This window comes from Micromonospora saelicesensis (genome assembly GCF_900091575.1).
In the GTDB taxonomy this organism is placed as follows: Bacteria; Actinomycetota; Actinomycetes; order Mycobacteriales; family Micromonosporaceae; genus Micromonospora; species Micromonospora saelicesensis.
The window spans coordinates 64573-85653 of record NZ_FMCR01000008.1 but is presented as its reverse complement, the minus strand read 5'-3'; the positions used below and the strand labels follow the sequence as shown (position 1 = coordinate 85653).

Here is a 21081-nt window from a genome sequence, read left to right as displayed (position 1 = left end):
TCCCGCGCTCAGGCGCCGTCGCCCGATGCTTCCGCGTCGGCGTCATCGGGCACCCGCGAGGCGGGCACCACGGGACGGGTGGTCGGTGCCGGTACGGTCGCCGTCCCGGCCTCGTCGACGGGTGGTACGGCGGCCGGGGCGAGTGGGTCCGCCGTCCGGGTGGCGACCGACCAGACATCCCGCTCCGGCGCCGGCTGAGAATCATGCCCGGTACGGGTGGCATCGCGCCACACGTGGTCGTCGACGGCAGCGGTCTGCGGGGCGCTCGGGGGTGGCTCGGGGAGCACGTCGTGGGTGCTCGTGCCGGGTGCCGGCGATGGCGGGGTGGTCGGCTCGGTGGCCGGCGCGGCGGGGCTCGGCGCCGACGGTTCCGGCGGGGAGAACGCGCGGAGCAGGCTGGCGACGCCCGCGGCGAGGTCACCGGCGCCGGTCGCGAGTCGTTCGGCGAATTCCGGACTCGGGTCCCGCAACGCGGCGATGCCCCGACAGACCGGGCAGACGCAGCATTCGGCCGAACCGGTGGCGAAAGCACCACCGGTGCCGGGGCGGGCGTCGGGGCCCGCGCTGTGACCGAGGACACCGGACAGCATCCCGCCCAACGAGCCGAACGCGCCGCCCGCCGAGCCGGCGGACGCCAGTCGCGCCCCCGCCAGCAGGGTGGCGACCAGCCGCTCCGCCTCTTCCCGGGCCGAACCCGGATCCGTTCCGCCCACCGTCGGCTCCTCTACCGTGCCACCGGACACGTCACTGCGCCGCACCGGTTGCTTCTACCCGGCGCTTGAGCTGCTTCAACGCGGTGTCCATGATCATCTTTTCGGCTTTGCGCCGAAACATCCCGAGCATGCCGACCGACAGGTCGACCTCCAGCGTGTAGGTCACCGTCGTGCTGCCGTCCGGGTTACCCACCAGGTCGTACGAACCACGCTGGGCCTTCTGCATCTTCGAGGGGGCGACCAGGTGCCACTCGATCCGGGACAGGTCCTCGGCGTACTCGTAGGCGAGTACGTACTCGTCGGCCATCACCCCGGCGTCGATGGTGAAATGCACCTGACTGGCGTAGCCGTCCTCGTACTCCTCGACGACCTCGGCGCGACGCACCGCGTCGGTCCACTCCGGGTAGCGCGCGAAGTCGCAGATGACCGCCGTCACCCGATCCGGTGCGGCGCCGATGATGATCGACTGGGTGGAGGAGTCCGCCATGGGGGGAGGCTACCCGCCTCCTGGTTGTCTCCCCCCGACCGCCCGCCGGGTAGGTTTCGACACATGCCGACGCCACGGCGGCGGCCGGCCCAACCAGTGCGAGCACGAAGGAGTGCAGGTGCGCGAGTTCTCCGTCCCGCCGATCGTCACCGTTGGCGACGCGGCCAACCTCACCGACCCGGTCTGGGACAACGCCGAAGTCGCGCCCGACACCGTCCAGTTCGCCCGGCCCACTCCGCGCGCCGACGGCACCGTCACCGAATGGACCGAGGTGACCTGCCTCCAGTTCCGCGACGAGGTGGCCGCCGTGGCCCGCGGGCTGATCGCCGCAGGCATCGAGCCCGGTGCCCGGGTCGGGCTGATGAGCCGCACCCGCTACGAGTGGACACTGCTCGACTACGCCATCTGGGCCGTCGGCGCGGTGACCGTGCCGATCTACGAGACGTCCAGCGCCGAGCAGGCCGCGTGGATCCTCGAGGACTCCAACGCGGTCGCCGTCGTGGTGGAGAGCGAGGCGCACGCCGCCCTGATCGCCGGTGTCCGGCACCGGCTGCCCGAGCTGGGCCAGGTCTGGCAGATCGACCTCGGCGGGGTCGACGAGCTGGTCACCACCGGCACCACGGTCGAGCTGGCCGAGGTCGAGCGGCGACGCAAGGCCGTCCGCGCCGGCGACCTGGCCACGATCATCTACACCAGCGGCACCACCGGTCGGCCCAAGGGCTGCGTGCTCACCCACCGCAACATGTACGCCGACATCGCCAACGCGGTGCCGGTGCTGCCGAACCTGTTCAACGCCGGCGCGAGCACCCTGCTCTTCCTCCCGCTGGCGCACGCCTTCGCCCGACTCATCCAGATCGGCGTCGTGCAGGCGCGGGCCACCATGGCGCACTGCGCCGACACCAAGAACCTGGTCGCCGAGCTACAGGCGTTCCGGCCGACCTTCGTGCTCTCCGTACCCCGGGTGTTCGAGAAGGTCTACAACGCCGCCAAGCAGAAGGCCGAGGCGGACGGCAAGGGCGGCATCTTCGCCCGCGCCGAGCAGGTCGCCATCGCGTACAGCGAGGCGCTGGAGACCCCGGGCGGCCCGGGCCTGGCGCTTCGCGCCCAGCACGTGGTCTTCGACCGGCTGGTCTACCGCAAGCTGCGCGCCGCGCTCGGCGGACGGTGCCGGGACGCGATCTCCGGCGGCGCGCCACTCGGCGCCCGGCTCGGCCACTTCTTCCGGGGCATCGGCGTGACGGTCCTGGAGGGCTACGGCCTCACCGAGACCTCGCCCGCCGCCGCCGCGAACCTGCCCAGCGGCACCCGGATGGGCACCGTCGGCCGTCCGCTGCCCGGCGTGACAGTGCGGATCGAGGACGACGGCGAGATCCTGATCTCCGGCGAGCTGATCTTCCAGGGTTACTGGCGCAACGAGACCGCGACGGCCGAGACGATCAGCGCCGACGGGTGGTTCCGCACCGGCGACCTGGGCCAGCTCGACTCCGACGGCTACCTGAGCATCACCGGCCGCAAGAAGGAACTGATCGTCACCGCCGGCGGCAAGAACGTCGCCCCGGCGGTGCTCGAGGACCTGGTCCGTGCGCACCCGTTGATCAGCCAGTGTGTCGTTGTCGGTGACCGGAAACCCTTCATCGCGGCGCTGGTCACCGTCGACGAGGAGGCGCTGCCGACCTGGCTGGAGAACGCCGGGATGCCCCTCGACACCCCTGTCGAGCAGCTGCGCGAGCACGAGGGGCTCCGCAAGGAGATCCAGGCGGCGGTCGACGCCGCGAACCAGGCCGTCTCGAAGGCCGAGGCGATCAAGGTGTTCCGGGTCCTGCCCCACGACTTCACCGAGGCGACCGGCGAGCTGACCCCGTCGCTCAAGGTCAAGCGCCAGGTTGTCCACAAGACGTACGCGGCGGAGATCGCCGATATCTACCGAGGCTGACTACCATCCGTCACGTGCCCGCATCCACAGCCACCACCCCGCACCCGCATCCCCTCGCCGCGGCCGCCCGCGTGGTGATGCTGGCGCTGATCGCCATCCTCACCCTGTTCGCCACCCGCGACGTCACCCAGCTGTGGTGGATCGCGCTGCTGGCGGTGGCCGGGCTGCCGTCGCTGCTGGCACCGCAGCACCGGCTGGTCGGCCCGCTGAGCCGGGTGGCCGAGGTGGTGGTGCTGGGGCTGGCCGCGAGCCACGTCGCCGCGGTGGCGTCCATCGGCGGCACGGTGGACGGCCTGGGCGCGTCGGCGGTGCTGCCCTACCTGGCGGTCCCGGTGACCGTCACCGCGCTGCGCCGCCGCTTCCCGGAGGGCGCCGCGCTGCTCGTGGTCACCGCCGCCACCCTGCTGCTCAGCGGCGCGCTGACCCGGGTCGACGGTGGTCTCCAGCTCGGCCAGCTGGGTTACCTCGCGGTCTGCGCGCAGTGGCTGATCCTGGCGGCGCTGGGGCTCTACGCCGCCGGCACTCTGCACCGGGTGATGGCGGTCCGCGGTGAGGGCAAACCCCAGCCGTACGCCGAGGCCACCCGGCTGCTGACCCAGCTGCGGACGGTGGCCCGGCAGCTGCCCGGGGCGACCCTGGACCCGGGCGGCATTTCCGAGCACCTGCTGGAGGAGCTGCGCACGGTGGCCCGCGCGGACCGGGGCGCGGTGCTGTCGGCCAGCGGCGGAGGTCGCCTCGTGGTGCTCGCCCAGGCCGGCGTCGACCGGGTGGACTGGGAGACGACGCTGGACGCGGACTCCGCGATCGCCGACGCCTGGGCCACCCAGCAGGCCACCACGGCCGCCCGGTCGCAGTCCCGCTCGCACCGCGGCGGCGACGTGTCCGCGCTGATCATTCCGCTGGTCGCCGGGGTGCGCACGGTGGGGCTGGTGGTGCTGGAGGCCGACGCCGCGCACGCGTACCCGCCGCCGGTGGTGTCCCGGGTGACCGCGCTGACCCGCCCGGCCGCGCTGCGGCTGGAGGCGGCCCTGCTCTTCGACGAGGTGCGCTCGCTGGCCACCAACGAGGAGCGGCAGCGGCTGGCCCGGGAGATCCACGACGGGGTGGCCCAGGAGCTGGTGATGGTCGGCTACGGCATCGACAACGCCCTGGCCACCGTCTTCGACGACGCCGACGAGACCGCCGAGGCCCTGCGTACGCTGCGCGGCGAGGTGACCCGGGTGATCCAGGAGCTGCGGCTGAGCCTCTTCGAGCTGCGCAGCGAGGTGGACCGGCAGGGTGGGTTGGCCGCGGCGATCGCCGAGTACGCCCGCACCGTGGGCGCGTCCGGCGGGCTGCGGGTGCACCTCTCGCTGGACGAGTCCACCGCCCGGCTGCCGGCCGCCACCGAGGCCGAGTTGCTGCGCATCGCGCAGGAGGCGGTGACCAACGCGCGCAAGCACGCCGGGGCGTCGAATTTGTGGGTCACCTGTGAGATCGACCCCCCGTACGCGCAAATAGAAGTGTCGGATGACGGTCAGGGGATGGCTGACCAGCGCCCGGACGGGCGGTACGGTCTTGCGATCATGGCCGAGAGGGCGGAACGTATCCGAGGCCGGTTGGAGATCAGGCCGCGGCAACCCAGCGGCACGACCGTGGCGGTGGTTCTCGGCACCTCGGCCCGGCGCGATAACGTGCGCGGCAGCGCAGCACCAGAAGGGGAGTAACCCGAGGATGACCACAAGTCCGATACCGGCCACCCGTACCAAGGTCCTCCTTGTCGACGATCATGACCTGATTCGCAAGGGTTTGCGGCACGCCTTCGAGCGCGACCGCCAGTTCGAGGTCGTCGGTGAGGCGGCCACGGCGGCGGAGGGGGTACGCCAGGCCGGCGCCTTGCAGCCGGACGTGGTGATCATGGATCTGCGGCTGCCCGACGGCAGCGGCCTGGAGGCCACCCGCGCACTGCGCAAGTCCAGCGCGTCGATGGGCATCGTGGTGCTGACCATGTACGCCGGCGACGACCAGCTCTTCGGCGCTCTGGAGGCCGGCGCGAGCGCCTTCGTGCCGAAGACCGCCCCGGCCGACGAGGTGGTGGCCGCCGCACGGCACGCCGCCTCCTCCCCCAGCGCGTTCACCGCGGCCGACCTGGCCGAGGCGATGAAGCGCCGGCTCGCCCCGTCCGGCCCGCAGTTGTCTCCCCGGGAGGGGCAGGTGCTGCGGCTGCTCGCCGACGGAATGAGCGTGGCGGGCATCGCCAAGCAGCTGTTCGTCAGCGAGTCCACGGCGAAGACGCACATCTCGAAGCTCTACGAGAAGCTCGGCGCGGCCAACCGGGCTCAGGCCCTGATGACCGCGCTCCGGCTCGGCCTGCTCGAGGCACCGGACGCGCCGAAGTTCTGACCTGCCCCCCGCTCGTCGAGCGGGACGACGCGACCGACGGTCCGCGCCAGCTTCGGCCGGCGCGGACCGTCGCGCATCGACCGACGTCGGCGGCCAACCTTCGGCGCGCTATGGTCTGGCGTGCGTGGCGGGTGCACAATACCCGCGCGGGCGACGATGCTCGCGTCGCGGATTCGAGGGGTGAAACGCATGCAGCGGCCGGACTGGGCACCCGACACCATCGACATCGAGCGCCCGAGCGTCGCGCGGATGTACGACTACTACCTCGGCGGCTCACACAACTTCGCCGCCGACCGGGCCGCGGCGCAGGCGATGGTCGCCGCGGTGCCCGAGGCGCCGTTGATGGCCCAGGCCAACCGGGCGTTCCTGCGCCGGGCCGTGCACCACCTCGCCGACGCCGGGATCCGGCAGTTCCTGGACATCGGTTCGGGCATCCCGACCGTCGGCAACGTGCACGAGATCGCCCAGCAGCTCGACCCGCAGTCGCGAGTGGTCTATGTGGACGTCGACCCGGTGGCGGTGGCGCACAGCCGCGAGATCCTCGCCGGCAACGAGCAGGCCGCGGTCGTGCAGGAGGACCTGCGCAACCCGGAGGCGATCCTGGCCCATCCGGACGTCCGCAAGCTGCTCGACCTGAGCCAGCCGGTGGCCGTGATGGTCGTGGCCGTCCTGCACTTCGTCTCCGACGACGACCGGCCGGCGGAGCTGCTGCGGACGCTGCGGGACGCGTTGGCGCCCGGCAGCTACCTGGTGCTGTCACAGGCCAGCGACGACGGGCGCAGCGAGGACGAACGCGCCGAGGCGGAGCGGGTCTACCGGCGCACGGACAACCCGCTGTGGGTGCGCAGCCGGGCCGAGCTGACCGCGCTCTTCGACGGCTTCGAGCTGCTCGACCCCGGCGTGGTCTGGGTGCCCGAGTGGCGACCGGACACTCCGGAGAGCGCGGAGGACGCCGAGCGCGCGGTCTTCATGGGCGGCGTCGGGCGCCTCGGTGACTGAGTCGCCCGGGGCGACCCCCTGCCCGGGGGCGTTCGCCCGGGCCTGGGCGAAGGCGGTCTCCGGCACCAGCTACCTACCGATGACCCAGGCCCAGTTGGAGGCCCTGCTGGACCGGCTCACCGGGCAACTGGCCGGGGCGTTGCTCACCGAGCCGTTCGACCTACGTGCCGGGCACCGGGTCGGCGCCGAGCTGGTCGCCGCGCACATCGCTTCCGCCGAGGGGCTGGGTCGTACCGTCGAGGTCATCCAGCTCCGCCTGGTGCGCGACCTGGGGTTGGTGGCCGAGGACGTCGAGGACCGGATGGCCCGGCTGCTGGCGGCCGTGGCGACCGGCTACGCCCGCGCGCTGCGTGACCGGACGCTCGACGAGCAGGAGTCGATACGCCGCGCCGCCATGCGGGCCCGCACCCAGGCCGAGCGGGCGCTGCGGGCCAGCGAAGCCCGGTTCCGGCATCAGGCCACCCACGACCCGCTCACCGGCCTGCCCAACCGGACGCTGTTCACCGAGCGGCTCGCCGCGGCGCTGAACGAGCCGGGCCGGGGCGCGCAGCGGGTCGGGGTGTGCTTCCTGGACCTGGACCGCTTCAAGGTGGTCAATGACACGCTGGGGCACCAGATCGGTGACCTGCTGCTGGCCACGGTGGCCGAGCGGCTGCGCAAGGCCATGGGTGAGCACCTGGTGGCCCGGCTCGGCGGCGACGAGTTCGTCATCCTGGTGGAACACACCGCCGGCACCGACGACATGGTGGCGGTGGCCGAGACCGCGCTCGCCGCGGTACGCACACCGGCCCTGGTCGACGGGCACGAGCTGCAGATCTCGGCGAGCATCGGCATCGTCGAGCGCCAGGTGGCCGGGGCCAACCCCACGGACCTGATGCGGGCCGCCGACAGCACCCTGCACTGGGCGAAGTCCGCCGGTGGGGCGCGCTGGTCGCTCTACGACGCCGAGCGCAACCAACGTGAACTGGCCCGCTACGCACTCTCCGCGGCCATCCCGGCGGCGTTGGAGCGGGGCGAGTTCTACCTCGACTACCAGCCGCTGACCTCGCTGCGCGACGGCAGCCTGGTCGGCGTGGAGGCGCTGGTCCGCTGGCGACACCCCGAGTTGGGGGTGCTGCGCCCGGACAGCTTCATCGGGTTGGCCGAGGAGACCGGGCTGATCGTCCAGCTGGGCGGTTGGGTGTTGGCCGAGGCGTGCCGCGAGGCCGAGGCGTGGTCGGCCGGGGGTGTCGCCGCGCCCTTCGTCAGCGTCAACCTTGCGGTACGGCAGGTGCACCGGCCCGGGTTGGTCCAGGAGGTCCGTGCGCTGCTGCGGCAGACCGGCCTGCCACCGGAGCGCCTCCAACTGGAGATCACCGAGAGCACGATGATGAGCACCGCCGAGGAGCCGGTCCGCGCCCTGCGGGTCCTTGCCGATCTCGGGGTGCGCATCGCCATCGACGACTTCGGCACCGGCTACAGCAACCTGGCGTACCTGCGGGACCTGCCGGTGACCGAACTGAAGGTGGCCGGGGAGTTCGTGGCCGGCCTGCGCTCGCCGTCCGTCGGCCGTACCGACGAGCGGATCCTCGCCTCCCTGGTCTCGCTGGCGCACGCGCTGGACCTGACCGTCACCGCCGAAGGGGTGGAGACCGCCGGGCAGGCCGAGCGGCTACGGGCGATCGGCTGCGACGCAGCTCAGGGCTGGCACTTCGGGCGCCCGGCCCCCGCCGATCGCATCCTGGCCCGCATCCGCTGAACCACCCCGCCCCGACCACTCGGCTGACCGGGGCCCGGGACGAGCCCAGGTCGATGAAAGGCGATACCTCAGAGGTATTTATATGACTCAGAGGTATACCGCTCACCCAGATATCCGGCACCACGGGCAGCGCTGGCGGCAACGGGATGAGCCTGCGTCGGCGAACGGCAGACTGCGCCGGAGAGATCCGGCACCGCAGGTAGACACCGTCTACGACGGCTGGTAGACAGTGTCTATGGACGCGGACGAGACGGGGCTACGAGCGCGGTTGGTGGCCGCCGGGGTGGACCTGGTGCTGCGCGAGGGCCAGTCCGCGGTGTCGCTGCGGGAGATCGCCCGGCGTGCCGGGGTTTCGCACGGCGCACCGCGCCGCTACTTCCCCACCCACGTCGACCTGCTCTCCGCCATCGCCCGGGAGGGCTTCGCCGACCTCACCGCCCGGGTCGAGCGAACGTTGCGCGACGTCGATCCGGACCCGCGTACCCGATTGACCGCGTTGGCCCGGACGTACCTGGACTTCGCGGCGGCCCACCGCGGCATGTTCGAGCTGATGTTCCGCCACGACCTGCTGGACAGCGGCCGGCTTCGACTGCGCGAGACGAGCCTGCCGCTGTTCGCCGTGCTGGCCGACCTGGTGGCGCAGGCGCGCCGGCCCACCGACGCGCCCGCGGCGGTGCTGGCCGGCGCCCTATGGGCGAACCTGCACGGCATCGCCCAACTCTGGGCCTGGGGCAGCCTGCCGCTGGCCACCGGCGCCACCGACGACGATGCCCTGCTGCGTGCCGCGTTGGACGCCCACCTCGGCCCGGCGCCCGCCTGAAAACCGACCCCGGAGGACACGTGCCCCTGCTGTACGACGTCACCAAGCTGACCGTCGGCACCGTGCTGCGCTTTGGCTGGCAGCCCCGGGTGGAAGGGCTGGAGCACCTACCCCGACACGGCGGCGCGATCCTCGCCGGCAATCACCTGTCCGTCGCCGACGAGTTGTTCCTCGTCACCTCGACGCCCCGACACGTCACCTTCTGGGCGAAGGTCGAGTACTTCAACGGCCGGGGTCCGGGCGGCTGGCTCAACCGGCGGATCGTCGCCGGCATGGGCGCCATCCCGGTCGACCGCTCCGACGGCCGGGCCGCCCTGCGCGCCCTCGACGCCGCCGTCCCGGTGCTGCGCGCCGGCGGCCTGGTCGCCGTCTACCCGGAGGGCACCCGATCCCCGGACGGGCGGCTCTACCGGGGCCGGGTCGGGATGACCCGGCTGGCCCGCGACGCCGGCGTGCCGATCATCCCGGTCGGCGTGCTCGGCACCGCCGAGGTGCTGCCGGTGGACGCGCGGCTGCCCCGTCGACACCCGATCACCCTGCGGTTCGGCCCGCCGATCCCGGTCGCCGAGCGGATCAACGGGCCGCGTGACATCCGAACGGTCACCGACGAGGTGATGGCAGCGATCCAGCAGCTCACCGGCCAGGAGTACGTGCCGCGCTACGCGCCCACCCGGGAGAGCTGAACGCGGGCGGTGATCAGCCGGCGAGCAGCGCCGCCATGCGTTCCGCCTGCGCCTCCCAGCGCCACTCCCGTTCCACCCACGCCCGGCCAGCCGCGCCCAGCTGACGGGCCAGGTCCCGGTCGGCGAGCAGCCGGGCGACCCGGTCGGCGAGCTGGGTGACGTCCCGACCGCGCACGACGTAGCCGGTCTCCCCCTCCCGGACCGCGTCCGGTGCGCCCCCGGAGTCACCGGCCACCACCGGCAGGCCGGCCGCGGACGCCTCCAGGTAGACGATGCCCAGCCCTTCGACGTCGAGGCCACGGTTGCGGGTGCGGCACGGCATCGCGTAGACGTCACCGGCCGCGTAGTGCGCCGGCAACTCGACCGACGGCACCGTGCCGGTGAACACCACATCCCGTTCCACACCGGCCTGGCGGGCCAGCTTTTCCAGGGTCGCCCGGTACGGCCCGCCACCGACGATCAGCAGCGCCGCGTCGGGCACCCGGCGGCGGATCTCCGGCAGGGCCCGGATCAGGGTGTCCTGACCCTTGCGCGGCACCAGCCGGGAGACACAGACGACCACCGGCCGGTCGGTCAACCCGAGTCGGGCCCGGACCTGTTCACCGTCCACGCTCGGGTGGTAGGTGTCCACGTCGACCCCGGGCGCGAGACGGCGCAGGTCGGTCACCCCGTCCAGCACCCGGGCCAACCGGCTGCGGGTGTACTCGCCGAGATAGGTGGTCACGTCCACACCACGACCGATGCGCCGCAGCGCCGGCCGGGCGGCCGGCACCGCCGCCCAACCGATCTCGTGGCCATGGGTCTGCGCCACCACCCGGCGGATGCCGGCGCGCCGCCGCAGGCCGGCCGCGAGCAGGCCCAACGGGGCCGCCGCGCCGAACCACACCGTGTCGCAGTCGTACGCGCGAGCCAACCGGGCCGCCCTGCGGGCGATCAACGGGGTGGGCAGCAACACCCGGGTACGCTCCCGGATCACCTCGAACGGCTGGTCGGCGTCGAACTTCGCGGCCCCGCGCCAGCTCGACGCGTAGACGACCACCGAGCCGGCCGGTTGACGGACCGCGAGATTGTGCACGAACGACTGGATCCCACCCGGACGGGGCGGAAAGTCATTGGTGATCAGCAGGGTACGGCTCATCGGCCGACCTCCCGGGCGTACGCGCGGGCGGCGGCCATCCGCTCCACGGTGGACGGATGTGAGGCCGAATAGAGGTATTCCCAGCGGGGCGGGTCGGGGTCGCCGAGGTTGACCGAGCCGAGCCGGCGCTGCATCGACTCGAAGGACTCCGGGTCGTTGGTGAGCGCGAGCGCGTGCGCGTCGGCCCGTGCCTCCACCCGTCGGGACATCAGCGCCTGCACCGGAGCGGCAACCAGCCCGGCCACCGTGACCAGGGCGACGAGCAGCGGGAACGCGCGCGGTTGGGCCACCGAGTCGACCCCGGCCAGCCGCAGCAGTGGCCCCCACGAGCCGAGCAGGTAGAGCGCCACCACGGCGGCCGCGGCACCCAGCGCCCCGGTCAGCGTGCCGGCCGCCACGTCGGAGTCCTTCGCGTGCCCCAACTCGTGCGCCACGACGGCGGTCACCTCGGCCGGGGTCGCCTCGCGCAGCAACGTGTCGTAGACGACCACCCGTCGGGTCGGCCCGAGACCGGAGACGTACGCGTTGACCGCCCTGGTGCGCCGGGAGGCATCGGCGACCAGCACGTCACGCACCGGCACCCCGTCGCGGGCGGCCATGCTCATCAGCTCGGTGCGCAACTGGCCCTGCTCCATCGGGGTGAACCGGTTGAACACCGGCTCCACCACCACCGGCAGCACGAACGACAGCAGCACCACCAGCACCGCGGCGCCGGCCGCACCGAACGCCCACCACCAGCGTGGCGCGAGCCGGATGACCGCGTAGAAGCCGAACAGCGCCACCGCGCCGATCACCGCGCTGACGGCGTACGACTTGAGCAGGTCGACCGCCCAGCCGCTCCAGCCGTTGGTGCTCAACCCGTAGCGGGTGAGCACGCTCTGCCGCCAGGCGGCGAACGGGAGCGTCACCAGGTCGGCGACGAGCACCACCGCCAGCCCGCCGAGCACAGCCTGCGCTGCCCAGTGCCCACCGAACGGCCGGCCCACCAGCTCGACCAGGCGACTGCCCAGCGGGGTCAACCCGAGCGCGAGGGCGATCAGCAGCCCAACGGCGAGCGCGGTATAGCCGCCGGGACGCAGCGCGGCCCGGAACTCCCGCCCCTTGGCCACCTGCTCGGCCGGCAGGTCGCCCAGCGCGGCGAGCTGGTCGGCCCGGGGTGCCGGCGGGCGGTGCCACGGGATGAGCAGCGCGGCCAGCACGACCAGCGCGATGGTCAGCCCGGCCAGGGTCAGCAGCGCCCAGCCGCGCGGGGTCACCGCGTCACCGCCCGTTGTTCCCCGCTCATCGCGCTCCTCCCGCCGTGACCGCTCATCCTATGGGCCGCGAGAAGCCCGCTTCCGGGCGCGGTGTCGCACTCAGGCGACGCGGCGGGTGGCGCGACGGCGAGCTGCCTCCGGGCGTGCGGGCGCGGCCAGCACCTCCACGTCGAAGCCGGCCCGGGCGAGCACCTCGATGGCCTCGACCTCGGCGGCGACCAACCCGGCCGCCGGGGACGTCTCGTCGAACAGGGCGGTCAGCGGGCAGCCGGAACAGCCGTCGGCCCGCTTCGCGCACCCGTCGCAGTCGATGAGCATCACACCTCCTGGTCGGCTCGCGGCGCCCGGGCGACTCCTGTCGTCGCCGGCCGAGCACCGTCGGTGACATCGACACTAACCACCGGGTACGACAGGAACCCCGTCCGACCGCCCCTTTCAGGGCTAGATCCACTCCAGATCAGCGATATCGGGGTATCCCACCCGGCCGGGACCGACGGCATCAGGGAATTCATGCCGATCGAGCGATGGGAGGCATCGTTTGGCCGAACGGCCTCCCGGGCACTGGGCGACGGTGGCCGACCTCGATGGTTCGTCCGTCGTGGACTTCCGGTACTCCCCGCGCCGACATCGCCTCGCGAAGTCCTCGCCGTGCTGGGCGCAGCGGCTCTCCTGGCTGCCCACGCGACGCTGTTCGACGAGCCCTGGTGGCAGGCGCTGCTGCGGTTCGGCTTGATCGGCGTCGTCGTCGCGCTGACCACCAACTGGCAGCTACGCCGTCAACCTCGTCTGCCGCTGCGGTTGACCGACGAGGCGCTGCACCTGACCGGACCGAACGGGACCAGGCTCAGCATCGACTGGGTCAACATGGCCGGCGCCCGGGTCCGGGGCCGCCTGGATCCGCGCCGGAGGGAGCAAACAGCCGTTGGGGCGAGGTCTCAGCCCTGCGCGTCGAGGTCACGCAGGGCGAAGCGGAGGTGCTGCCACTCCTCGTCGAAGATGACGTGAAGGCAGTGCAGGACGGACACCTGCTTCTCGGGCCACCAGGCAGCCGGCCGAGTCTCGGCGAGCAGGTCCGGCGTGACGGCCGCGAGAAAGTCGCGCACCATCGCCTGCCGTTCGGCCCGCAGCTCCAGGGTCTCGGCGAACGTCGGCGGCTCGACGGCGAAGATCGACATGTCGAAGCCCTCCGTCTCGTACTCGGCATGGGGTTGCCCGAGCGGGTGGAAGGGCTGCGGCAGTCGCAGGATCGCCTTGCCCAGCCAGGTGTCGGCGGCGAACGCGAGGTGGCGCAGCGTCTGCGCGAACGACCACTCCCCGTCGACCGAGACGTCGACCGCACCCTCGGGCATGGACACAGCCCGGTCGACCGCCGCCGCCCAGGCCCGTTCGAGTGCCGCCCACGCCACGCGGAGGTCGTCCGGGTTCGTGGCCTGCCGGAGGTCGCGTCCGGGAAATCGTCGGTTGAGCTCGGCCTCGACCAGCGGCACGACATCGACGCCGTTGATCAGGAACGTGCCCTCGGCCAGCCACGGCGCGTCGATGTCCAGGGCATCCACATCGACGCCGCGCATCACCGCACCGGCCAGCGTCGACCTGTTGAACCGGGCACCTCGCAGGTCCCGGTCGACGAAGACCTTGACGTCGGCCTGTGCCATGGCGACTCCCATCCCTCGGCGGTCGCGGCGATGCTAGCGCCGGGGTGGGACAGGTTGAGGCACAGTGCGACGTGTGGTGCGCCGGCCGGGCTCGCCAACCATGGCCGGGACCCGGCCCGCCGGCGTGTCGGCCCGCGCGCTCAGGAGCGGGCGAGCCGCCGTAGCAGCGAGTCCGCGCCCAGCGGGTACGCGCCGTGCCGGCGTACCCCGTCGGCGACCTCGCGGTCCGACGAGACCACGACCACCGGCCGGCCCGCCGGCTCGGCACGGACGAGTCGCCGGATCAGCTCGTCGGCGGTCTCACCCTTGCGGGAGAAGAGCACCCGTACGCCGCGCGGCGCGGGCGGCAGCCCGTGCATCCGCTCGGCGCCGTCGAAGACCACTGTGACCTCGTCGCCGGTCTGCGCGGCGATCCCGCCCAGCCCGGTGATCAGGCGTTTGCGCTGCTGCTCCAGGGACATCTCGCCGAAGCCCCGCTTGGTGACGTTGTAGCCGTCCACCACGAGGTGTGCCCGGGGCAGGGCGAGCAACTGGTCGAGCCGGGCCGGGTCGTCGGTGTCGCGGGCGCGGGCGGCGGGGCCGGCCGGGGCGGTGCCCGGCTGCTCGGCGAACGCGTCGGCGACGAAGTCGGCGGGGAGTTTGTCCACCGGGTCGAGCGCCAGCTCCCGGCGCAGCCCGACGGCGGCCTGGCCGATGGTCTCCAGGAGCAGCCAGAGCCGGGCGTCGTCGACCGAGCGCGCCTCCTTGGCGCTGGCCCGGGCAACCCCGGCGGCGGCCTCGGCCTCGGCCAGCCGGGCCCGGGCGCGGCGGAGTTCGGCGTCCACGTCGGCGCTGGCGCGGGCGGCCCGGCCGCGCTCGGTGGCCAGCAGCTCGGTGGCCTTCCGCTCGCGGGCCTGGGTCTCCCGCAGGGTGCGGGCCACCTGTCGGGACTCCTCGCGGAGCTGACCCAGCTCCTCGCGGACGCGGGCCAGCTCGTCGCGGAGTTTCTCGGCCTCGACCCGGGCCACCGCACGGTCGTGCTCGGCCCGGGTGGCCCGCTGCTCGGCCTCGCGGACCAACTCGGCGACGACGGCGCTGTCCGCCTCGGCGCGCACGGCCGCGCCGCTGGCGTCGATCAGTTCCCGCCAGCCACGGGGCCGGGCCAGGTAGGCCAGCGCGGCCACCTCGACCGGGTCGGCGGCGGCCGGGGCGGTGCCCTCGACCACGGCCGCGCCGAGGTCACCGGCGTCGGTCAGGACCCGCGCGGTGACCCGCTGCCGGAACAGCGGGTCGGCGGTGAGCTGGGCGGCGATGACCGGCGCGCCGAGCCGGGCGCGTCGGTTGGGGGCGAACTTGGCCACCCGGCGCAACGGCACCGGGACCTCGTCGGTGGGGAGGGTGGGCAGCACCGCGGCGGTCAGCGTCACGATCCGCTGCCGGACCGGCTCGGGCAGGGTCGGCTCCGGCTCGGCGGCGGGACCGTCGCCCGTCGTCGGGTCCGATGCGCCCGATGTGTCGTTGACTACGTTGTCGTCCGGGTTGCCCACAACACCGTCGAGCGCGACCGCATCCTCCTGCGGGAGGTGGTCGTCGTACGGCTCGGTGAGGGGCATGTGGCAAGTCTCCCACCGCGACCGGGCCCACCGCCCGGTGAGTGAGCCGATCTCTCATCCTAGCCCCATGGTGACGGATGGGACGGCTGCGACGGGAGTGTCGGACCGGGGCGCTAGCGTGCCGCCGATGGCACAGGCGGAGTACGTCCAGGAGTCACTGGCCGGTCTCGACCCGGCGGTGGGCGGGGTGGACCCGGCGCTGCCGCTCTACGCGACGACGTTCGTGGTGGTCGACCTGGAGACCACCGGCGGCGCGCCGGACGGCGGCGGCATCACCGAGATCGGCGCGGTCAAGGTGCGCGGTGGCGAGCAGTTGGGGGTGCTGGCGACCCTGGTCAACCCGGGCCAGCCGATTCCGCCGTTCATCACCGTGCTGACCGGCATCACCCAGGCCATGCTGGTGCCGGCGCCGCCGATCGAGCAGGTGCTGCCGAGCTTCCTGGAGTTCATCGACGACGCGGTGCTGGTGGCCCACAACGCTCCGTACGACGTGGGCTTCCTCAAGGCCGCCTGCGCCAAGCACGGCTACCGCTGGCCCAACCCCCGCGTCCTGGACACGGCGGCGCTCGCCCGCCGGGTGCTGACCCGCGACGAGGTGCCCAACCGCAAGCTGGGCACCCTGGCCGCCTACTTCCGCACCGCCACCCAGCCCACCCACCGGGCGTTGGACGACGCGAAGGCCACCGTCGACGTGCTGCACGGGCTGATCGGTCGGCTCGGCGGACACCGGGTGGACACGATCGGCGACGCCATCGAGTTCGCCCGCGCGGTCACCCCGACCCAGCGCCGCAAACGGCACCTGGCCGAGGGGTTGCCCAAGGTGCCGGGGGTCTACATCTTCCGGGCCGCCGACGACCGGCCGCTCTACGTGGGCACCTCGGTCGACATCGCCACCCGGGTGCGCAGCTACTTCACCGCCGGCGAGAAACGTGCCCGGATCTCCGAGATGCTGGGCGCGGCCGAGCGGGTCGAGGCAGTGGAGTGCGCCCACTCGTTGGAGGCCGAGGTCCGTGAGCTGCGGTTGATCGCCGCGCACGCCCCGCCGTACAACCGCCGGTCCAAATACCCGGAACGAATGGTCTGGCTCAAGCTGACCGACGGTCCGTACCCTCGGCTGTCGATCGTCCGCGACCTCTCCCCCACCGACACCGCGTACCTCGGGCCGTTCACCTCCCGGCGGGCCGCCGAGCTGGCCGCCGCCGGTTTCCACGACGCGGTGCCACTGCGCCAGTGCACGCACCGGCTCTCGCTGCGCACCGTCACGCCGGCCTGCGCGCTGGCCGAGCTGGGTCGCTGCCCGGCACCCTGCGAACACAAGATCACCCCCGAGGAGTACGACGACAGCGCCGCCGCGCCGTTCCGTACCGCGACGGCCAGCGACCCCCAGCCGGTGGTGGACGCCCTGCTCGCGCGGATCGACGTGCTCTCCCGCGACCAGCGCTACGAGGAAGCGGCCGTGGTGCGGTCCCGGCTGGCCGCCGTGCTGCGGGCCACCGTGCGGATGCAGCGGCTGGCCGCGCTGACCGGGATCGTCGAGTTGGCCGCGGCCCGGCCGGCAGCCCGGGGCGGCTGGGAGTTGGCGCTGGTCCGACACGGCCGGCTGGCCGGCGCGGGGGTGTCCCCGCCGGGCGCGCACCCGCGTCCCACGTTGACCGCGATCCGGGCCACCGCCGAGACGGTGTCGGGCGGGCACGGTCCGGTGCCGGCCGCCACCGCCGAGGAGTCCGAGCGGATCCTGTCCTGGTTGGAGCGACCGGAGACCCGACTCGTCGAGATGTCCTCCGGTTGGTCCTCTCCGGCGAGTGGCGCGGCCCGGTTCCGTGACCTGCTGGCGAAGGCCGAGGGCGGCGCGTCCCACCAACTCTCGACCGAACGCTCATGACCAACTGACCGATCGGACTACGTCGACTCGCTTAGGCTGTTAGAGAAGTGCAGTCCTGCCCGATTCGTGGGCCTGCTCCCCCGCCGGCTTCCGGCGGTGCGGAGCCGGGGTGAGGAGGTGTCCCTCGTGGACGTCGACGCCGGACACGGCGCCGCCCTGGGGGGCGCCCTGCCGACACAGCCGGGTGAGCTGCCGCTCGCCCGCCGGCTGCGGTCGCTGCTCAGCTGGCCGACCACCGACTCGGACCCGGTCACCCAACTGGTCCGCACCCACCGGGGCATCCACGCCGGCACCGACCCCGCGGTGCTGCGCCGTGCCTACACGATCGCGGAGAACATGCACCGCGGGCAGTTCCGCAAGAGCGGGGAACCGTACATCACCCATCCCCTCGCGGTGGCGCAGATCTGCGCCGAGCTGGGGATGGACACCACCACCCTGGTCGCGGCGCTGCTGCACGACACCGTGGAGGACACCCGCTACACCCTCCAGGCGCTCTCCGAGGACTTCGGCGGCGAGGTGGCCCACCTGGTCGACGGGGTGACCAAGTTCGACAAGGCGTTCTACGGCAAGGCCGCCGAGGCGGAGACGGTCCGCAAGATGATCGTCGCGGCCGCCAAGGACGTCCGGGTGCTGATCATCAAGCTGGCCGACCGGCTGCACAACATGCGGACGCTCGGGGTGCGCTCCGCGTCGTCGCGGGAACGGATCGCCCGCAAGACCCAGGAGGTGCTGGTCCCGCTCTGTGACCGGCTGGGCATTCAGACCCTCAAGCGCGAGCTGGACGACGTGGTGCTGCTGCACCTCGAGCCCGACGAGCACGCCCGGCTGGCCCGGCACGTCCACGATCGGCCGGGCTGGGATTCGTACCTCGACTCGGTGGTCACCCGGACCCGGGTGGCGCTGCGCCGCAGCCGGGTCGACGCCGAGGTGAGCCCCCGTCCCCGGCACCTCTACTCGATCTGGAAGGACACCATCGCCGGCGGCCACACCGCCCCGTACGATCTGCCCCGCATCGTGGTGGTGGTCGACGGCCCGGCCACCGACTGTTACGCCGCGCTGGGCGCGATCCACGGCACCTGGCGACCGGTGCCCGGCCGTTTCAAGGACTTCATCGCCTCACCGAAGAACAACCTCTACCGTTCGCTGCACACCAGCGTCTGCGGCCCCCAGGACCGCACTGTTGAGGTGCTGATCCGCACCGAGGAGATGCACCGCTCGGCCGAGTACGGCATCGCCGCCGACTTCCGTTTCCCCCAATCGGGGCGTGGCAGCGCGGCGGCCCGTGCCGAGCAGCTGGACTGGCTGCGCCGGGTGCTCGACTGGGAGCCGGACGCCGCCGACCCGGCACAGTTCTACGAGTCGCTGCGCTGCGACCTGGCCGAGGGGCAGATCCAGGTCTTCGCCGACGGACGACAGGTCGTGCTGCCGGCCGGTGCCACGCCTGTCGACCTCGCATACGAGCTGGGCAACGACCGGGGCGACCGCTGCCTCGCCGCACGCATCAACGGTCGGCTGGCGCCGCTCAGTTCGGAGCTGGACGAGGGCGACGTGGTGGAGATCTTCACCGAGAACGACGGCGACAACGGCTTCGAGGCCGGTGTGGCGCCGCGCGGCCCTCGGCGGGAGTGGCTGACCTTCGTCAAGTCGCCGCACGCGCAGATGCAGATCAACCGGTGGTTCGCCGAGCACACCGAGCCGGGCATCACGATCAGCGACAAGGTGCGCCTCGGTCGAGCCACCATCGGGCTCGCCCTACGCCAGCACAACCGGGGCCTCGCCAGTGACCTGCCGTTGCTTCGCCTCTCCGAGGAGTTGGGCTACCCCGACCTGGAGACCCTGCTGGTCGCGGTCTTCGACCGGGTGATCGAACCGGACACCGTGGTCCGCCAGCTCATCGACCTGGTCGACCATCGACAGTGACCCGGCGGCCCCAGCGCGTCCGAAGAACATTCGTGACCACTAGCCTGGAGTCATGATCCCCCGCTCCCGCGCCACCGGTCGGGCCCTCTTCTATCAGGCCTTCTACCGGCTGCCGCTGCCGGTGCGTCGGCGCCTGGTCCGGCTGGCCGTGCCCAAGTACATCGTCGGCGCGGTGACCCTGGTCCGGGACACCGAGGCGACGGGCGCGGGCCGGTTGCTCATGCTGCGCCAGCCGCCCGGCAAGGGTTGGTCACTCCCCGCCGGCCTGCTCAACCGGGGTGAGGCCCCGGTGGTGGGTGCGGCCCGCGAGCTGTTCGAGGAATCCGGCGTCCGGCTCCCACCGTCACGGCTGCGTCCGGCGGTGCCGAACGCGATCGTGCACGCCAAGGGCTGGGTGGACATGGTCTTCGAGGCCGAGGTGCCGGCGTCCAGCACCGAGCTGACCGTCGACGGCGGGGAGGTCTTCGAGGCCGCCTGGCACCCCCTGGACGACCTGCCCAAGCTGACCTGGCCGACGGCCCGGCTGCTCGCCTACTACGACATCGGGCCGCTGGCCGGGCAGTTCCCGCCACCGGTGCCCGACGACACGCCGTGACCGGGGCGGCCGGGCTGCCGGCGGATCTGTGCGCGGTGGTGCTGGCCGCCGGCGAGGGCACACGGCTGCGCCCGCTCACCGAACGGGTACCCAAGGCACTCTGCCCGGTGGGCAACGTGCCCCTGCTGGATCGGGCGTTGGCGCGGCTGGCCGGCCTGGGCCTGACCGGTCCCGACCGGGTCGCGGTGAACGCCTGCTACCTCGGCGACCAGGTGGTGGCGCACGTCGGCGACCGCGCACACCTGTCGGTGGAACCGGGCGACCCGCTGGGCACCGCGGGTGGCGTGGCCAACCTGCGGGACTGGATCGACGGGCGGCCGGTGCTGGTCGGCAACGCCGACGCGTACCTCGCCGACCCGGCTGCTCCCCCGGGCCCGGACGTGGCCGCCCTGCTCGACGGCTGGGACGGGCACACCGTACGCCTGCTCGGCCAACCCGCCGCGGACCCGGCGGCGCCGGGCACCTTCGCCGGGCACTGCTTCACCGGCTTCTCGCTGCTGCCCTGGCGGCTGGTCCGGGACCTGCCGGTCGTCTTCTCGGACCTGGTTCGCGCCGTGTGGCGTCCGGCCGAGGCGGCGGGCGCCCTGGCGGTGGTGCCCTACCCGGGCACCTTCTTCGACACCGGCACCCCGGCCGACTACCTGGCGGCCAACCTGCACGCCGCGGCCGGCGGCGTTCTCGTCGAGGAGACCGCGACGGTGACCGGCCACTGCGTGGAGTCGGTCGTCGGCGCGGGCGCTCGGGTGGACGGCGACGTGTCCCGCAGTGTGGTGTGGCCGGGCGCGACAGTACGGGCCGGCGAGCGGCTGCGAAACGTGATCCGGGCCGGGAGCGACCTGACCGTGCCCTGCCCCGCCCACGGCTGAGCCCCGACGGCTCCCGCCTCCGGTCCCGCTCCGGAACATCTAGCATGGGCGACGACGCCGACGAACGGAGAAATGCCCCGTGATCACCGCGATCGTGCTGATCGACTGCGCCACCGATGCGATCCCCGAGGTGGCGGAGAACCTGGCCAACCTTCCCGGTGTCAGCGAGGTCTACTCGGTGGCCGGGCACGTCGACCTCATCGCCATCGTCCGGGTCCGCGAGTTCGACCAGATCGCCCAGGTCATCGCGGGCAGCATCTCCAAGGTCCCGGGCGTGCTCAACACCGAGTCGCACATCGCCTTCCGGGCGTACTCGCAGCACGACCTGGAGGAGGCGTTCGCGATCGGTCTGGCCAGCGCCGACTGATCCGCTCGCCGTTTCGGGGGTCGTACCGGCCGCACGGCGGCGCGTAGCGCGCGCA

19 protein-coding genes are annotated in these 21081 nt (G+C 72.9%); 12 read left to right on the top strand and 7 right to left on the bottom strand.

Annotation, left to right across the window (positions count from 1 at the left end):
• Positions 1–8: 8 nt before the first annotated feature.
• Entirely contained in the window at positions 9–713 is a 705-nt protein-coding gene (locus GA0070561_RS28815) for a hypothetical protein (RefSeq protein WP_091408048.1), read from the bottom strand.
• A gap of 31 nt (positions 714–744) precedes the next feature.
• Positions 745–1200, bottom strand: a complete 456-nt coding sequence (locus GA0070561_RS28810; protein WP_091407559.1) for an SRPBCC family protein — start codon at positions 1198–1200, stop codon at positions 745–747.
• A gap of 118 nt (positions 1201–1318) precedes the next feature.
• Here GA0070561_RS28810 and GA0070561_RS28805 point away from each other — a divergent pair, with 118 nt between their 5' ends.
• The 7 genes from GA0070561_RS28805 (at position 1319) to GA0070561_RS28775 (ending at position 9755) form a co-directional block, all read left to right on the top strand.
• Positions 1319–3133 (top strand): AMP-dependent synthetase/ligase, encoded by a 1815-nt coding sequence (locus GA0070561_RS28805; RefSeq protein ID WP_091407557.1) that lies wholly within the window; start codon positions 1319–1321, stop codon positions 3131–3133.
• Between the two features lie 14 nt (positions 3134–3147).
• Positions 3148–4839: a sensor histidine kinase gene (locus GA0070561_RS28800; protein WP_091407555.1), complete on the top strand. Its 1692-nt coding sequence runs from the start codon at positions 3148–3150 to the stop codon at positions 4837–4839.
• A gap of 7 nt (positions 4840–4846) precedes the next feature.
• Positions 4847–5515 carry a response regulator transcription factor gene (locus tag GA0070561_RS28795; protein WP_030337723.1) on the top strand — a complete coding sequence of 223 codons (669 nt, stop codon included), beginning with the start codon at positions 4847–4849 and terminating at the stop codon, positions 5513–5515.
• A gap of 189 nt (positions 5516–5704) precedes the next feature.
• Positions 5705–6514, top strand: a complete 810-nt coding sequence (locus GA0070561_RS28790) for an SAM-dependent methyltransferase (protein ID WP_091407552.1) — start codon at positions 5705–5707, stop codon at positions 6512–6514.
• Between the two features lie 79 nt (positions 6515–6593).
• Positions 6594–8252 (top strand): putative bifunctional diguanylate cyclase/phosphodiesterase, encoded by a 1659-nt coding sequence (locus tag GA0070561_RS28785; protein WP_244166491.1) that lies wholly within the window; start codon positions 6594–6596, stop codon positions 8250–8252.
• A gap of 235 nt (positions 8253–8487) precedes the next feature.
• Positions 8488–9072, top strand: a complete 585-nt coding sequence (locus tag GA0070561_RS28780) for a TetR/AcrR family transcriptional regulator (protein WP_091407547.1) — start codon at positions 8488–8490, stop codon at positions 9070–9072.
• Positions 9073–9092: 20 nt separating this feature from the next.
• Positions 9093–9755, top strand: a complete 663-nt coding sequence (locus GA0070561_RS28775; RefSeq protein ID WP_091407544.1) for a lysophospholipid acyltransferase family protein — start codon at positions 9093–9095, stop codon at positions 9753–9755.
• 13 nt (positions 9756–9768) lie between these two features.
• Here the strand turns inward: GA0070561_RS28775 and GA0070561_RS28770 are convergent, their stop codons facing one another.
• The 5 genes from GA0070561_RS28770 to GA0070561_RS28750 form a co-directional block, all read right to left on the bottom strand.
• Positions 9769–10893: a glycosyltransferase family 4 protein gene (locus GA0070561_RS28770; protein ID WP_091407542.1), complete on the bottom strand. Its 1125-nt coding sequence runs from the start codon at positions 10891–10893 to the stop codon at positions 9769–9771.
• The gene (locus GA0070561_RS28765; RefSeq protein ID WP_091407540.1) at positions 10890–12149 is read right to left on the bottom strand and encodes a M48 family metalloprotease; all 1260 of its coding nucleotides are present in this window, start codon (positions 12147–12149) and stop codon (positions 10890–10892) included. Before GA0070561_RS28765 ends, GA0070561_RS28770 begins: the two co-directional genes overlap by 4 nt.
• Before the next feature lie 99 nt (positions 12150–12248).
• Positions 12249–12467, bottom strand: a complete 219-nt coding sequence (locus GA0070561_RS28760; RefSeq protein WP_091407537.1) for a hypothetical protein — start codon at positions 12465–12467, stop codon at positions 12249–12251.
• A gap of 617 nt (positions 12468–13084) precedes the next feature.
• The gene (locus GA0070561_RS28755; RefSeq protein ID WP_208603880.1) at positions 13085–13804 is read right to left on the bottom strand and encodes a DinB family protein; all 720 of its coding nucleotides are present in this window, start codon (positions 13802–13804) and stop codon (positions 13085–13087) included.
• 140 nt (positions 13805–13944) lie between these two features.
• Entirely contained in the window at positions 13945–15396 is a 1452-nt protein-coding gene (locus GA0070561_RS28750) for an NYN domain-containing protein (RefSeq protein ID WP_091407533.1), read from the bottom strand.
• A 127-nt stretch (positions 15397–15523) separates the two neighbouring features.
• Here GA0070561_RS28750 and GA0070561_RS28745 point away from each other — a divergent pair, with 127 nt between their 5' ends.
• The 5 genes from GA0070561_RS28745 (at position 15524) to GA0070561_RS28725 (ending at position 21026) form a co-directional block, all read left to right on the top strand.
• A complete protein-coding gene (locus GA0070561_RS28745) occupies positions 15524–17278 on the top strand; it encodes a DEDD exonuclease domain-containing protein (protein ID WP_091407531.1) in 1755 nt (584 codons plus the stop codon).
• Between the two features lie 126 nt (positions 17279–17404).
• Positions 17405–19198 (top strand): RelA/SpoT family protein, encoded by a 1794-nt coding sequence (locus GA0070561_RS28740; protein WP_091408046.1) that lies wholly within the window; start codon positions 17405–17407, stop codon positions 19196–19198.
• 52 nt (positions 19199–19250) lie between these two features.
• The gene (locus tag GA0070561_RS28735) at positions 19251–19793 is read left to right on the top strand and encodes an NUDIX hydrolase (protein ID WP_091407528.1); all 543 of its coding nucleotides are present in this window, start codon (positions 19251–19253) and stop codon (positions 19791–19793) included.
• A complete protein-coding gene (locus GA0070561_RS28730; protein ID WP_091407526.1) occupies positions 19790–20659 on the top strand; it encodes a nucleotidyltransferase family protein in 870 nt (289 codons plus the stop codon). Before GA0070561_RS28735 ends, GA0070561_RS28730 begins: the two co-directional genes overlap by 4 nt.
• A 79-nt stretch (positions 20660–20738) precedes the next feature.
• Positions 20739–21026 (top strand): Lrp/AsnC family transcriptional regulator, encoded by a 288-nt coding sequence (locus tag GA0070561_RS28725; RefSeq protein WP_074313163.1) that lies wholly within the window; start codon positions 20739–20741, stop codon positions 21024–21026.
• Positions 21027–21081: the final 55 nt, after the last annotated feature.

Coding starts and splice junctions, on each gene's coding strand:
- GA0070561_RS28760 (WP_091407537.1), bottom strand. CDS start 12,467: ATGCTCATCGACTGCGACGGGTGCGCGAAGCGGGCCGACGGCTGTTCC.
- GA0070561_RS28755 (WP_208603880.1), bottom strand. CDS start 13,804: ATGGCACAGGCCGACGTCAAGGTCTTCGTCGACCGGGACCTGCGAGGT.
- GA0070561_RS28790 (WP_091407552.1), top strand. CDS start 5,705: ATGCAGCGGCCGGACTGGGCACCCGACACCATCGACATCGAGCGCCCG.
- GA0070561_RS28735 (WP_091407528.1), top strand. CDS start 19,251: ATGATCCCCCGCTCCCGCGCCACCGGTCGGGCCCTCTTCTATCAGGCC.
- GA0070561_RS28810 (WP_091407559.1), bottom strand. CDS start 1,200: ATGGCGGACTCCTCCACCCAGTCGATCATCATCGGCGCCGCACCGGAT.
- GA0070561_RS28770 (WP_091407542.1), bottom strand. CDS start 10,893: ATGAGCCGTACCCTGCTGATCACCAATGACTTTCCGCCCCGTCCGGGT.
- GA0070561_RS28750 (WP_091407533.1), bottom strand. CDS start 15,396: ATGCCCCTCACCGAGCCGTACGACGACCACCTCCCGCAGGAGGATGCG.
- GA0070561_RS28780 (WP_091407547.1), top strand. CDS start 8,488: ATGGACGCGGACGAGACGGGGCTACGAGCGCGGTTGGTGGCCGCCGGG.
- GA0070561_RS28785 (WP_244166491.1), top strand. CDS start 6,594: ATGACCCAGGCCCAGTTGGAGGCCCTGCTGGACCGGCTCACCGGGCAA.
- GA0070561_RS28795 (WP_030337723.1), top strand. CDS start 4,847: ATGACCACAAGTCCGATACCGGCCACCCGTACCAAGGTCCTCCTTGTC.
- GA0070561_RS28745 (WP_091407531.1), top strand. CDS start 15,524: ATGGCACAGGCGGAGTACGTCCAGGAGTCACTGGCCGGTCTCGACCCG.